Annotated in this window: 10 protein-coding genes; 3 read left to right on the top strand and 7 right to left on the bottom strand. The window is 55.6% G+C overall.

Going from position 1 to position 14,061, the window contains the following annotated elements:
• Positions 1-130 precede the first annotated feature (130 nt).
• From IEX44_RS01190 to IEX44_RS01165, 6 genes are all read right to left on the bottom strand, one after another.
• Positions 131-829, bottom strand: coding sequence for a DUF3313 family protein (locus IEX44_RS01190; RefSeq protein ID WP_188687884.1), 699 nt, complete (start codon positions 827-829; stop codon positions 131-133).
• A gap of 193 nt (positions 830-1,022) precedes the next feature.
• Complete coding sequence (locus IEX44_RS01185) at positions 1,023-3,221, bottom strand: OsmC domain/YcaO domain-containing protein (RefSeq protein ID WP_188687882.1); 2,199 nt, start codon at positions 3,219-3,221, stop codon at positions 1,023-1,025.
• Positions 3,222-3,354: 133 nt separating this feature from the next.
• A complete protein-coding gene (locus tag IEX44_RS01180; RefSeq protein ID WP_188687880.1) occupies positions 3,355-6,861 on the bottom strand; it encodes an ATP-binding protein in 3,507 nt (1,168 codons plus the stop codon).
• Between the two features lie 27 nt (positions 6,862-6,888).
• Positions 6,889-7,524 carry a response regulator transcription factor gene (locus IEX44_RS01175; protein WP_188687878.1) on the bottom strand — a complete coding sequence of 212 codons (636 nt, stop codon included), beginning with the start codon at positions 7,522-7,524 and terminating at the stop codon, positions 6,889-6,891.
• Between the two features lie 144 nt (positions 7,525-7,668).
• Complete coding sequence (locus tag IEX44_RS01170) at positions 7,669-9,717, bottom strand: ATP-binding protein (RefSeq protein ID WP_188687876.1); 2,049 nt, start codon at positions 9,715-9,717, stop codon at positions 7,669-7,671.
• Between the two features lie 13 nt (positions 9,718-9,730).
• A complete protein-coding gene (locus IEX44_RS01165; protein ID WP_188687873.1) occupies positions 9,731-10,375 on the bottom strand; it encodes a response regulator transcription factor in 645 nt (214 codons plus the stop codon).
• A gap of 781 nt (positions 10,376-11,156) precedes the next feature.
• Here IEX44_RS01165 and IEX44_RS01160 point away from each other — a divergent pair.
• Both IEX44_RS01160 and IEX44_RS01155 read left to right on the top strand, forming a co-directional pair.
• Positions 11,157-11,588, top strand: a complete 432-nt coding sequence (locus IEX44_RS01160) for an SRPBCC domain-containing protein (protein ID WP_188687871.1) — start codon at positions 11,157-11,159, stop codon at positions 11,586-11,588.
• 28 nt (positions 11,589-11,616) lie between these two features.
• Positions 11,617-12,501 (top strand): hypothetical protein, encoded by an 885-nt coding sequence (locus IEX44_RS01155; protein ID WP_188687870.1) that lies wholly within the window; start codon positions 11,617-11,619, stop codon positions 12,499-12,501.
• A gap of 105 nt (positions 12,502-12,606) precedes the next feature.
• On the opposite strand, the gene IEX44_RS01150 is transcribed toward IEX44_RS01155, so the two are convergent.
• The gene (locus IEX44_RS01150; protein WP_188687868.1) at positions 12,607-13,497 is read right to left on the bottom strand and encodes a LysR family transcriptional regulator; all 891 of its coding nucleotides are present in this window, start codon (positions 13,495-13,497) and stop codon (positions 12,607-12,609) included.
• A gap of 340 nt (positions 13,498-13,837) precedes the next feature.
• On the opposite strand from IEX44_RS01150, the gene IEX44_RS01145 reads away from it, so the two are divergent.
• Positions 13,838-14,056 carry a hypothetical protein gene (locus IEX44_RS01145; RefSeq protein WP_188687866.1) on the top strand — a complete coding sequence of 73 codons (219 nt, stop codon included), beginning with the start codon at positions 13,838-13,840 and terminating at the stop codon, positions 14,054-14,056.
• The last annotated feature ends 5 nt before the right edge of the window (positions 14,057-14,061 follow it).

Below are 14,061 nucleotides of genomic sequence, written 5' to 3'. Positions count from 1 at the left end.
ACATAATATACATTATACGAACTAAAGATGACATTTCGGTGGCCGGAGTGTTCCAGTCTCTTTTGATTGGCTCGTTACCAAAATGCTCAAGAAACTCGCCATCGCCGTGAACCCGATGTCATGGCCGGATTTAACGAGCGTCTGTGCCGTGAGCCAGATCGAGTTCGCGGCGAATTGCCGCGGCCCATGTGGCAGCCGCTTCATGGGCCGCCTGGGCATTGTCGCCGTTACGGATTTGCTCTGGTTTGAATGACTCTCTGGCTACGTAGTGGTCATAAATGCGCATGATGGTGGTGCCGGTGACGGCGTCGCGCAATGCCGCGACCAGTGTCATTTCACCTGCCGAAACCGCATATGTTCTGGCGCGGCTGGCGCCTGGTGTGTCAGGAGCCGCAACATCCAGATTTACGACGGACAAGTCGATCTCAAGTACGCCCTCGCCTGCGGTATCGACCAGTCTGTATCCGCCCGCGTTGAGTTGCAGGGTGAGTTCTTCTCTGAGCACGTTTGCCAGATTGTCCTTGATGCTTTGCACATCTTTGGTGTTGATGGGGAGACGTGACCCGATGGCGGCTTGTTTCTCCCAGCCGCGGCGAAATGAAACCGGAATGGGGCCCAGGAGGATCTGATTGTACCCGACAAGGCTGGCTCCAGGCGTGATGTATGCGAGGTCGAATTCTTTTGCGGGGGCCTTTTGCAGACCTTCTTCGGTCCATGCTGTCGTGGCCGCACGTTTGGTGGTGGGGGTGGTTGCCTCTGCCCTTGCGGTATTGAAAAATGCGCTCGCCAGCATAGTCAGAACGAGCGCCAGTAGCCATGTTTTTTTCATGATTCACCCTTTTTCCGGATTGCCACAGGAGGCAGACATGGGTGGCGATCTGGTCTTGAAATGACGAGATGCAACCTGATGCAGGTGATCTGAATTTAGGGCAACGCATTCCTTTTTTACAAGGTGCACTGCATGCCGGAGGGTGCGATTTTCTGCCCTTGGAGCAAAGAATCGCACCGGTCCGTTGGGTGGCTTACCTGATTGCCGCTTTGCCGCGTGCGACGTGCAGTTTCTTGTAGCTGTCGATCAGGCGCTGGTGTCTGTCCAGACCTTCCAGTTTCATGCTGGTGGGTGTCAGGCCGTAGAAGCGAACGCTGCCATCCAGCGCGCCCAGTACCGCATCCATGCGCGCATCACCAAACATGCGCCGGAAATTGACGACGTAATCTTCCAGATCCACTTCGCGATCCAGACATGCTTCCAGAACCGTTTTCAGTGCCTGATAGAACAGCCCGCGTTCGAGCGTGTTGTCGTTGTATTGCAGGAACGCCCCGGTGAGATCAAGGGCGTCTTCAAACTGCTTCAGCGCCAGATGAATCAGGAGTTTCAGCTCCAGTACGGTCAGTTGGCCCCAGGCCGTGTTTTCATCAAACTCAATGCCAATCAGCGTGGCGATGTCGGTGTAGTCTTCTTGCTCGCCGTCATCCAGACGCGCCAGGAGTGCGCCCAGTTGCTCGTCGTCCAGTCTGTGCAGGTTGAGGATGTCTTCACGGAACGAGAGCGCCTTGTTGGTGTTGTCCCAAACCAGGTCTTCGATCGGGTAAATCTCGGAGTAACCGGGAACCAGAATGCGGCAGGCGGTGGCGCCCAGCTGGTCATACACAGCCACGTAGGATTCTTTGCCCAGATCTTCCAGAATGCCGAACAAGGCTGCGGCTTCTTCGGCGTTGGAGTTTTCGCCGTGGCCTGAGAAATCCCACTCTACAAACGGGTAGTCTGCTTTGGCGCTGAAAAACCGCCATGACACGACGCCGCTGGAGTCCACGAAGTGTTCGACAAAGTTATTGGGCTCGGTCACAGCGTGGCTTTCAAAGGTAGGGGCTGGCAAGTCGTTCAGGCCTTCAAAGCTGCGGCCTTGTAATAGCTCGGTCAGGCTGCGTTCCAGTGCTACTTCGAAGCTTGGGTGCGCGCCAAATGAAGCAAATACCCCGCCAGTACGCGGATTCATCAGGGTGACGCACATGAGCGGGTATTTGCCGCCGAGTGAAGCGTCTTTGACCAGAACCGGGAACCCCTGCTCTTCCAGTCCCTGAATCCCGGCTACGATGCCTGGATATTTGGCCAGAACGTCTTGTGGTACATCGGGTAGTGCGATTTCGCCTTCGAGGATTTCGCGTTTGACGGCCCGCTCAAAAATTTCGGACAGGCATTGCACCTGGGCTTCAGCCAGGGTGTTGCCGGCACTCATGCCGTTGCTGACGAACAGGTTTTCGATCAGATTGGATGGAAAGTAAACCAGTTCACCGTCTGACTGACGCACAAAGGGCAATGAACAGATGCCGCGTTCTACATTACCGGAGTTGGTGTCATAGAGGTGCGTGCCCAGCAATTCGCCATCGGGGTTGTAAATGGGCAGGCAGTACTCATCCAGAATTTCAGTGGGCAACGCGCCATCAGGGCCAGGTTTGAACCAGCGTTCATTCGGATAATGCACGAATTCCGCATTTGCAATGTCCTCGCCCCAGAAGCTGCCAGCATAGAAGTGATTATTGCTCAGGCGCTCGATGTATTCGCCCAGGGCTGACGCCAGTGCGCTTTCTTTGGTTGCCCCTTTGCCGTTGGTAAAACACATCGGCGAATGCGCGTCGCGAATGTGCAGCGACCACACGTTGGGGATGATATTGCGCCACGACGCAATTTCAATCTTGATGCCCAGGTTCGCCAGGACGCCAGACATATTGGCAATGGTTTGTTCCAGCGGAAGATCTTTGCCTGGAATGTACGTGGCAGCCTCGGCGGACGGGTTCAGGGTCAGCAAGGCCTGGGCATCGGCGTCGAGATTTTCCACTTCTTCGATGATGAATTCTGGCCCGGCTTGCACCACTTTTTTAACGGTGCAGCGGTCGATAGAGCGCAAGATGCCTTCGCGGTCTTTGGCAGAGATATCCGCGGGCAATTCAACCTGAATTTTGAAAATCTGCTGGTAGCGGTTTTCCGGGTCAACAATATTGTTCTGCGACAGCCGGATGTTTTCGGTAGGGATGTTGCGAGTGGAACAGTACAACTTCACGAAATAAGCGGCACACAGCGCCGAAGAGGCCAGGAAGTAATCGAACGGACCCGGCGCAGAGCCATCCCCTTTGTAACGGATGGGCTGGTCAGCAATGACCGTGAAATCATCAAACTTGGCTTCAAGGCGAAGCTTGTCGAGAAAGTTGACCTTAATTTCCATGGGATAAATCCAAAGCGGTATTCAAAATGACTGGCCGCCATTATCCGGGTTTTTGGCGGGTTATCCCGGGTTTCTCCATAATGGCTGCCAGTCGGCCCGGGCGCCCTTCCCTTTAGTCTGGTTGCGCCAGTCCCTATGACGGGTTGTCACGGTTTGAGTCGAGCGCATGCAGTTTCATGAATTCCTGCAAAATGCGGTCGAGTCGGCGTAGCGCCGTTTGCAGGTCTGCAAAATCCGGATCATTGGTACAGCCAGCTTCCAGTTCCTCGCAAATGTCGACGATTTCAGCCTGTCCGATCATTTTGAACGGGCCTTTGATACGGTGGATCGTTTCGGCAAGTTGTCGTACGTTCCGCAGCCTCACGCTTTGATTTGCCGTGTTGATATCTGCCGGAAGGGTTTGCGTCAGGGCGCTGAGAATGGCGGGTTCATCGTAACCGGCACTGGATCGGGGGATGAATGTGGGGCGTTGATCCATCATGGGCCAGCACCAGGTTTTCAGTAGTTTGCGCCATGTGGACATGCTGACCGGGCGTACAACGCATTCGTTCATGCCGGCATGGAGGGCGTCCTCTCTGATTTCGTCCTGCAGTGATGCGGTCATGCCGATGATGGGCGTGTTTGTGTTTTGCGCGGATTCTCGTTGGCGAATGGCGCGGGCGACCTGGCTGCCTGATATCAATGGCATGGTGTAATCCAGAATAATCAAATCAAACTGGTTGTTGGTCAGCAAATCCAGCGCGGTAAATCCGTCTTCGGCCTCTGTCATGGAGACTCCATATGGCTCAAGCTGGCTGCGCACAATGAGCCGATTGGCTGGGTGGTCATCGACAAGCAGGGCGCGCAGGCCGGGAAACCAGAATGCATCATTGTTTGTATCGGCTTGAGCCTCGCTTGAGGTGGGTGGCTTGACGCTGACCGGGAGCGTTACCGCGAATGTAGTTCCTTGGTGTGGCACGCTCTCAAATGTGATTTGCCCTTGCATGGCCAGAATGAGTTGTCTGGTGAGTGCCAGGCCCAGGCCCGTGCCTTCGTAGATTTGCCGTCCGGGCGTACTGGCCCGGTAGAACGGCTCAAACAACATGCCCTGCTCTGCCAGAGGTATACCGATACCGGTGTCAGAGACCTCCAGGTGCAATAGTGCGGTTGATTTGTGCTCTTCCATGGCGAGGTCGGCATGAAACGAAACGTTGCCGCTATTGGTGAATTTGATCGCGTTTGAGATGAGATTGGTCAGTATCTGGCGCAATCGGACCGGATCAATACTGATCAATAAATCGCAGTTCTGGTAATTGCAGATAAAACCGATGCCTTTTTGACGCGCCCTGGCGGTGAACTGCTCAATCAGGTCTTTGATTGTTTGAGCTAAATAAACCTGGTCGGGTCGAAGTTTCAGGGTTTCTGACTCGATGCGGGACAAGTCGAGAATCTCATCGATGAGTGCCAGCAGGTGTGCGATTGCCGTTTGGGCGGTTTCAAGTTGTTCTCTGGCCGTCGCGTTTTTCTCGTCATCCAGCCTTAGTTCAATGATGCTCGCCGCGATGCTGAGTGGCGTTCTGATTTCATGACTCATGCCCGCCAGAAAAATGCTTTTCACCTGATTTGATCGGGCCGCTTCATCTCTGGCCAGCCGCAATTCATGTTCCAGTCGTACTCGCTCGCTGATATCCAGCCAGCCGCCGGCGATCCCGGCGTTTGATCCTTTGCCATCTTCGAACCGGGTGAGCCAGAAATATAAATCGCGTATCTCCCCGTTTAGCCGAGCTTTCAAGTCGGTGAGACTGTATTCAGGGTGGTCGCCTGAATCTATCAAGGTGCGGATCGATGGCTCTCCGGTTACGGGTAGTCCGGTGATGTCGAGCCCCGCTGTTGTGCGGTTTTTCAGGCCCGTTGCGGCTATCCAGGCACCATTGCCCGCCGTGAATTTGCCGGCGGTGTCGGCGTAAAACATCGCCATGGGAATACTGTTGAACAGTTGCTGGTCCCGGATCAGCATGTCCTGCAGTTTTTGCTCTGCCTTGCGCCGACGACGGACTTCTCGCCAAAGTATGCCACCCCATATGGCCGCGCCCAGACTGACCGTCAACCCTATGGAAAGTATCCAGAAGGCTCTGGTGCGATACCGGTTGAACGTGGGTTCGGGGCTGCCGCCAGACAGCCATTGGTCTTTCCATCGCGCGGCGTAGTCTGCGGGTAGCGAGAGGATCGCTTTGTTGAGAATGCTGGATAACAGAGGCTCTGTGCTGGTGACGCCGAACCCGATAAGCGTGGGGAGTGGTTCGGGTGCGCTCTGTATGGTGAGCGTGTCTGCATAAAACTGGCCAATCATGTAATTGGCGACCGAGATATCTATCAACGCGCAATGCAGGTCGCCGCTTTGCACCGCATCCAGCAAGCCCGAAACGGTTGGAACTGCTTGAAGCTTGTATTTTGGAAACTGACGCGTAAACGTCGTGCTGCCGGTTTCTGTGCCCAGGTATCCAACAGTATCGCGAGGGGTCAGGTTGTTTGCGCAGGCTCTTGAATTGGTCCGCCCGACCAGGACGAAAAGCTGATGTGCGTAGGTGTGGGTTTTGCGCCAGGCGCCCTCCTGGTCAATCGCCCGCATGAATAGCGCGATATCGGACTTGCCGCCAAGGTTGTCTTGCTTGATGTCTTTCAGGTTGGCGCGTTCGAGCGGTTCGAATTTCAGGCCGGTCTGCCTGGTAACTCTTTCTAACAGGTCAACAACGAGTCCTTGCGGTTTTCCATGCGGTGTTTTGTAGTAAAACGGGATCAGGTCCGGGAGGGTGGAATAATGGGCGACGGGGTGTTGTTGTATCCAGCGTTTTTCTTCAGGCGTTAGCGTGAGGGGCTGTTCGGGGGTATCGGGTGTAGCGACTGACAGCCATGCGAGCTGCTTGCCAAATGAGGCGTCATTGCCTTGTTTGTCGATCTGTTTATCAATGGCGTTGCGTAACGTGGCGTCGCTGGCCCGGGTGACCAGATGAAACTGATTGGGCTGCTCATCCGCATAAAACGCGATGGACAGATTGGCCAGGTTGAGCAGGCGGATCAGCCAGAATGCCACGCCGTTGTCGCCGATATAGGCATCTGCCTGGCCAAGCGCAACGGCTTCCAGAGCCTCGGGGTCATTTGCATAGGGCTGGATCTGAAGCCGGCGTTGTCCGGCCAACGCGCGCAGCCGTTCCGGCGGGGTGCTGGTGGGCGAGAAAGCCACTTGACTCAGTGGTGCTGTAGCGGAGCGGTTTTTGCGAGTAACGACGACCAGGCGCCCTGTGTAGTAAGGGGCGCCATAAGCAAGTGCCGGGTCTGGTTCGAGCGCTTGTGCTGCAGATGTGGCAATGTCGATCTGGCCTGTGGCTAAAGCCTGAAGTTGGCTGTGAGCGCTACTGAATGGGCGGAACTCAAGTTGCCAGTGATTGCGTGCGGCAATGTCCTTGATCAGGTCCGCAGAAATGCCGTCAGGGCGATCGCCGGCGAGCTGGATATCCAGCGGCGGCAATAAGTTAGGCAGCGTGCCGACAATGACCGTTCTGGCCTGGCTGGCAGCGGCGTCCGCCGGGCTGGTGCAAGGTAAGCCCCAAAGCGCCAGGGCTAGCCAGAGGGTCGTCAGCCAGTGATGTGGAAATGTGCCCATTTGAGCGACTGGCCAGAAGGCTGTGGCCTAGTCCAGCAACTGCCTGGCCCGGGCGAACTCGATCACCTCTGCCAGATTCGAGAGGTTGAGTTTTTCCAGAATGTGCGCTTTGTGGCTGGCGATGGTTTTCTCGCTCAGGTGAAGCGTGCCGGCAAGCTCTTTGTTGGACATGCCACGTGCCAAGGCAAGCATGACAACCAGTTCACGCTGAGATAGCCGTTTGATGGGGTCGCCTTCGTCTGATCGGCCGGTGTGGTGAATATCAAGGCTGGGAAAACAGTTGTAGCCACGCAGAATCTGCAGTGCTGCAGACAGGACGCTCTCCACCGTCTGGTCTTTGCCCACAAAGCCGTTGCCGCCCGCCTCCATGATTCTTGACAGATACATACGCGGATCCAGCATGGAGAAAACCAGGATTTTGCTGGTGGCTTCACTTTTGCGCAGGCGGGAGATGAGATGCAGTCCATCAATATCGGGCAGTTTCAAATCCAGAATGACGAGGTCTGGCTTGATGTTCTGAATGCGCTGAAGCGCCTCAGTGCCGGTGTGTGCGGTTCCCGCCAGTTGCAGCGTGTCCTCGCCGGTAATGGCGCTGGCGAGCGCCGCACAAACGGCCGGGTGATCGTCCACGATAAAGACAGAGTGTGCCGGCTGCTTCAGCATGAATCCCCCTCGGGTGAGGGCCTGCTGAGGTGCAGGCTTCTGAGCGGTAGTCTAGATCACACCCACGCAATCTGCTGTGCGTCAGGGGGCTTGCCGGAAGTTCGTGCGGCTGAACTGTAAAATGCCGAGCCCCGCGCGCATGGGTTATTCGTCGGGGGTTGATCGCAGTGCTTCAAGGCGGTGCGTGGCGGCCTGGCTGACGCCATCAAGGGCTTGTTTGATTGCATTTATGGTGTCGAGAGATACGTCTGCCGCAAGGGCTGCGCGTTCCAGTTGTTCGCAGGCGGTTGAGAGATCGGTAAAACCAAACATCCGGGCCACGCCCTTGATCCGGTGGCCAGCGTCTTTCAAGTGCGCCCATTGCTGGTCTGACCAGGCGAGCTGTACCGATTGCCAGTCTGCGGCGCAGCCCGCCAGTAGCGTACTGAGTAGCTTGATTTCGTGCGCCTGATTGCCTTGAGCTATGCCACTGACAACATCCAGTTGAATGCTTGCTGCGCTTGCAGTTGAGGTGATTGACGGGGTCCGGTCAAGCAGTTCCGACCATGCCTTCATTCCCACTGGCTTGTGCAGACACTCGTCCATGCCCGCGGCAAGCGCTGCATTGCGGTATTCGTGCTGGGTATGTGCAGTGAGCCCGATAATGCGTGAAGGCGTTGTTTGACGCGCTGTTTCCAGTTGCCGAATGCGCCGGGTCAATGTGGGGCCATCCATGCCGGGCATCGAATAATCCGTAATGATCAGGTCGAATTGGTCGCTGTTGAGTCTGGCGAGTGCTTCTTCGCCGCCGTCTGCCTGTACCACGTCGCAACCCAGTTGCTGGAATTGATACGTTAGTACAGTCAGGTTCAGGACGTGATCGTCTACCAGTAACACGCGCCGACATTCGCGGGGGCGGGTTGCTGGTGTGGTCGCCAGGTGTGCGCTTGAAATGACGGGTTGGGCTTGCGGCAAAACAAGTTCCAGGCTGACTTTTGTTCCTTTTTCGAGAGTGCTCTGAAGCGTGATGGTGCCGCCCATCATGGTGATCAGTTGCTTGCAGATGGCCAGGCCAAGCCCCGTTCCTCGGGTGGCGTGGGGCATGCGGATACGGCTGTTGTCAGCCTGGTTGAATGGCTGGAACAGGCGTTGTTGGTCGCTGGCCGAGATGCCGATGCCTGTGTCTGTGACGGAGGCTTCCAGTTTGATGTGCGTCTCGTTTATTGGGGTGCACGCAGCGAGCAGCTGGATGCGCCCGCCTTCCCCGGTGAATTTCATGGCATTCGACAGTAAATTGACCAGGATTTGCCGTAATCGGGTGGCATCTACGGCTGCCCAGACCGATGGCGAAATGTTTGAAAAGTCGTGTGAGAACGTGAGGCCCCTCTGATGCATCGGGGTTTCAAACAATGCACCCGTATCGGTCAGGAAAGTGCTGACCTGAGTTGGCACGGTGTGCATGGTCAATTTGCCGGCTTCAATTTTGGAGAAATCCAGAATGTCGTCGATGAGACCGAGTAAATGGTGGGCTGCTTCCAGTGCCATTTCTTGCGGGCGGCGACGGGCGCTGGATGGCTGTTGTTCGTTTAGTGCGCCAATTTCAAGGCTGCCAATGATCACGTTCAAGGGCGTGCGGATTTCGTGTGTGATGCCAGACAGAAAGGTGGATTTGGCCTTGCTGGCCTCTTCCATTGCGCTGCGTGCGGCATCGGCTTCGTCTTTGGCCGCGCGCAGGTCGGCTTCCAGTTGTGTACGGTCGCTGATGTCCAGCCAGCCGCCAAGGCAGCCCGTTGCAATGCCGTGGGTTTCGTAGAATGGAACGGACCAAAAATAAACATCGCGTGTTGTCCCGCCAACTTGCAAGTGCATGTCCTGATAATGCGGGCGAGATGTGGCATGGATCTCTTTGTAGAAATCCTTGATGGAAGCAGGGAGGTCTCGGGTGCTGCCTTCTTGCTGGGTGCGCATGGGTAGCACCCCGGATATGCCCTGGTTGACCATTTCCCGATAGGCCCGATTGCTTTCAATGACCTCGCCATTTGAATGGATGGCAAAGACGGCAATGGGCAAGCCATCCAGTAATGATTCGTGCATTTCGATGCGTTGGCGCATCTTCAGGTTCTCATTGCGGATCTTGCGCGAACTGGCGCGCAAATGCTCTACCAGGATTAACGGGATGGTAAAGCAGCAAAATAAAACGCCGCTCAGTAACATGGTTGTGACCCCTTCACGCTTCTATGCCATTGATTTTGGCCAGTTCAACCAGCTCAACGATGTTGTTCAGTCTGAGTTTGTTGAGGATGTTGCGCTTGTGGGCGGCGACGGTTTTGTCGCTGATAAAAAGCTGCTCCGCGATATCGCGATTGCGTTTCCCCCGCACAAGCTGCATGAAGATCAGCATTTCTCGTTGGCTGAGATTGGCGAGGTGGCCTGGCCGTGTGCCAGGGTCAGGCGCGTTGCTATAGCCCGCCATTGGAAAGACATAATTGCCCAGCAATACAGAGCGAATCGTCAGCAAGATGACTTGCTGGGACTGCTGTTTGGTCAAAAAGCCATTTGCACCGAGCCTGGCTGCCTGAGGGGCAAACAGGCGCTCTTCCCGGCTGGTATAAACAAGAATTTTCAAGTGCGCATTTTTGCGGCGGATGTCATGAATCAGCTTGAGGCCTTCCTTATCCGGCATGTTTAGATCAAGGATGATCATGTCGGGGAGTTCGGCGTGCAGTAATGCCAAAAGCGATGCACCGTCACTGGCTTGTCCGGTAACGGCCATGTCTGGCTGTGCCGAGATCAACATGGTCAGCCCCAGCAGGATGGTCGGGTGATCGTCGGCAAGAATAATGCTCGATTTTCGGTAAGGCAGATCATTCATGGTGGGCTTCCCCGTCTTTTGCAAAAGCCAGCATCGGGTTGGTGGTCTGATGGGGGCATCGGTCCGTTTGAAGGCTTGCGGATGCGCAAAGGAAAGTGGCCTCCATGGGTTGGCCTGGTTCGGTCGATGATTCGGGTTGCGTGCCTGGCGTGCGCAGCCCAGCTAAATCGCGGGCAATGAAATAACCATGCAGGGTCAGGAAAAATACGGCGCCCATATGCAAAAACCGCGGCGCAACGGTAACGGTGTCGAAAGGGGTTGCATGCTGGAGGTGGCTGGCCAGCGAAAATGCGCAAATCCAGGCTGCCGTAGCAAGCCAGACCGGAATGGCGTCAACCGTGCGGCCTGCTCTCACCTGCCTGATCCCAAGTGCGGTGCATATAACCGTCGCCGTGATGCCATTGCGTTTGAGTGCGCGCGAACGGGTTGGCCCGCATGAGATGGCCTGATTACCCAGAACTTTGAGCCCACACCAGCGCGCACATTGTGTTTTCAATCTGACGGAGTGGTGTTGGGTTGAGTCTGACTTTGAAATGTCTTCGATCCAGTGAGGGATAGTCATGGTGTTGCCCGGGCAATCTGATTGGCTGCAATGAAATCAGTTCTTCGGGCCTGAAAACATAAAGGCAAGTTGATTTGGGGATGAGAAAAATCCTAATCACTAGGATTTGCTTGGGTGTGGGAATGATGTGTTGCCTTGGGCACGGAACGATGCGTGTCGCGATGCAGTTGTCATTGTTTGCGCTAAGATCGCCGCATTAACCGTGCAAGGATCATTCCGATGACGACATACACGACTTCTCGCGACATTCCGGCATTGCCGGAGCAGGTTTTTGCGGCCATGTGTAATCCGGTGCGGCTGGCGCGTTGGTGGGGACCCGACGGATTTTCCAATACCTTTAGTGAGTGTGATCTCAGGCCGGGTGGCCGCTGGGTGTTGGTCATGCATGGCCCCGATGGGCATCAGTATCCGAACGAGGCGGTTTTTGAAGAAATTGAAGCGCCCTGCCGGTTCGTGGTACATCACGTTTCGCAGCCGCGGTATCGGCTGACGGTGACGTTGACTGTTACGCCGACTGGTTGTGTCGTTGCCTGGCAGCAGGCCTTTGAAGATGAGCGGATCGGGGCGCGCCTTGCGCCCATTGTTGTTCCGGCCAATGAGCAGAATCTGGCGCGTCTGGCGGCAGAGGTGCTGGGTGGCTTGACCGCCTGAATCTGACGGTAATTATTCTGGGGTTTTCATGCTCAATAGTGTGGTGCTTGAATCGATTGCGGGCATCGTGGCGTGTTTTGCCATGGTCGCGTTATTGACCAGCTCTATTCATGAGGCGTTGGCATCAAGCCGAGGTTGGCGCGCGCGCGATTTGTTTCGCGGCCTGGCGCGTGTGCTGAATTCGAAAGAAACGGACCTTGCTGGTGAGAGTGCCGGTAAGAAGACCTCTGCCGATATCCTGCTTTGGCTGTACAACCACGCCTTGATTAACCCGCGGGGCGACGGTACGGCCAGGGCGCTGACAGAGATCAAGACCAAGCCCTCGTATATTGAGCCGTTACAGTTTGCTGATGCGCTGCTGGAGCTGATTCACCAATTGCCTGGCGAGACGTTGTCCAGCAAGGTGGAAAACGGGATCGCCGATCCGCAGTTGAAGTTGTTTCTGTTGGGCGTGGCAACGCGTACGCAAGCGGAAACCGGCAAGGTGCGGGATGAATTGGTGCGCTGGTTCAATAACAGCATGGATCGGATATCGGGTGACTATAAGCGTGATGCGCAGACCTATACGTTTCTGATCGCGCTTCTGGTGGCCGTTTTGTTCAATATCGACTTCTTTTATTTGTTCAAATCACTGTGGTTGCATCCGCTTTCGGCAGAGCAATATCAGCTGATCGCCAATGCGCATGAGGGCTCGGCCACGCGTGTGCTGGAGGCGTTGCCCTTGGGGTGGTCTGATGAGGTGTGGTCAGGCCATACGCAAGATTGGCTGGTGCGTGAGTCAGGGTGGGTGGTGACGGCAACCTCGGCTTTGTTTGGGGCGCCGTTCTGGTTTGACTTGCTGGGTCGGGTGACGCGACTAAAGGGTGTGGGCGAGCAACCGGGTGCTGGCAAGGCAGAATCCAGAAACGCGTGAGTTTCAGAGGGGTGTGCTGGCGATGCTCGTCTATTCGTAATAAGGGGCTTTGCAGCTGAAGGTATAAGTGCGTGATTGGGGTGGATGTTGGCTGGTGTGGTGGTTTTATGGGTATTTCAGGGTTTCGATGACGAGAGATAGCGCGCGCGAGAACTGGCGGCGTCCCTGATAGTACGCATGGTGACCAGGGAAGACCGGGTGCCATGACGGTAAAACCCATTGCAGGTTTCCTGCTTCCACGTGGGGTTTGACCAGGTCTTCCGGAAGGTAAGCCAGACCGATGCCGCTCAGGGCGGCATCCAGCATTTGATAAGTGCCATTAAAGGTGGCTTGACCTTCCACGCGCACCTGAAGGGTGTGCTCTTCTTTTTCCAGTTCCCACGCGTAAATGCCACCGTGCGTAGGCAAGCGCAGATTGATGCAATTGTGCTCAATAAGCGCTTGCGGCGTGTCGGGTGCCTCATGCCGGGCCAGGTAGCCTGGTGCTGCCACGACAGTCATGCGCACATCCGGGCTGATGCGCACTGCAATCATGTCGCGAGCGACCTGGTCTCCCAGTCGAATGCCGATGTCGTAGCGCTCTGCGACGATATCAGAGAGCCCGTAATCATTGATGATTTCCAGTTTCAAGTCCGGATATTTCACGAGCAATGGGGCGAGCCTGGGCCAGAGCAAAGTGCGGGCGACGTAATCGGTGGCCGTAATGCGGATCGTGCCTGCGGGTTGGTCGCGCAGATTGCTGAGGGTGGCGAGTTCAAGGTCAATGTCTTCAAAGCGCGGGCCGATGGTGCGCAGGAGATGCTCGCCGGCCTCTGTGGGTGCGACGCTGCGCGTGGTGCGCGTCAGAAGGCGCAGCCCCAGTCGGGTTTCCAGATTGCGGATGGTGTGGCTGAGTGCGGATTGCGAAACGCCCAGTTGCGCAGCGGCGCGCGTGAAGCTACGGGCTTTGGCTACGGCCAGAAACGCCAGGAGGTCGCTGTAGTTGTCTCTGGCCATTAATGAGCCCTGTTCATGAAAGTGATTTTATTGTGTAACAGAGGTGAGGTTTTTGCTGGAAAGTATGTGCGGCGAGTGCATGCCGCCCTCTTGTTTTGGCGGGTTTGCCATGTGTTGATGTGTCAGGAAAAAATAAAACAATCACTTTATCCGTTCATCAGAATGTATATTTCTTACATTCATTTAGCATAACTGCTTGTGTATACTCGACATATAGAGTTTGCTTTCAGTTAATTGCTTACAAATATAGAAAAATAAATCTGGAGTGAACACCCGACTGTCAGATGATGTGAGTCCCGGATCGCACCTGGAATGCGCCGGGTCGTAAAGGTTGCCTGTGATGAATCATTTCCTGAAATATCCCCTCTTTGCCCTGATCTCTGAAAATCATGGCATCACCCTGCACGACACCGAAACCGAGGCCGATGCAGTCGCCCGGACCCGGATTGCGGCCGGTGCCTCCCGCGTCAAGATTCGTGATCTCAGCGCCCAGGCTGGCTATGCCTACAAGTACTGGGACGTCACCAGCAATAACTGGATCAAGATCGAACTCAGCTAAGGCAG

Origin of the sequence: Silvimonas amylolytica (assembly GCF_014645555.1) — a bacterium.
GTDB lineage: Bacteria > Pseudomonadota > Gammaproteobacteria > Burkholderiales > Chitinibacteraceae > Silvimonas > Silvimonas amylolytica.
Note: the sequence above shows the minus strand (reverse complement) of the source record. Positions and strands in the feature narration are given on the sequence as shown.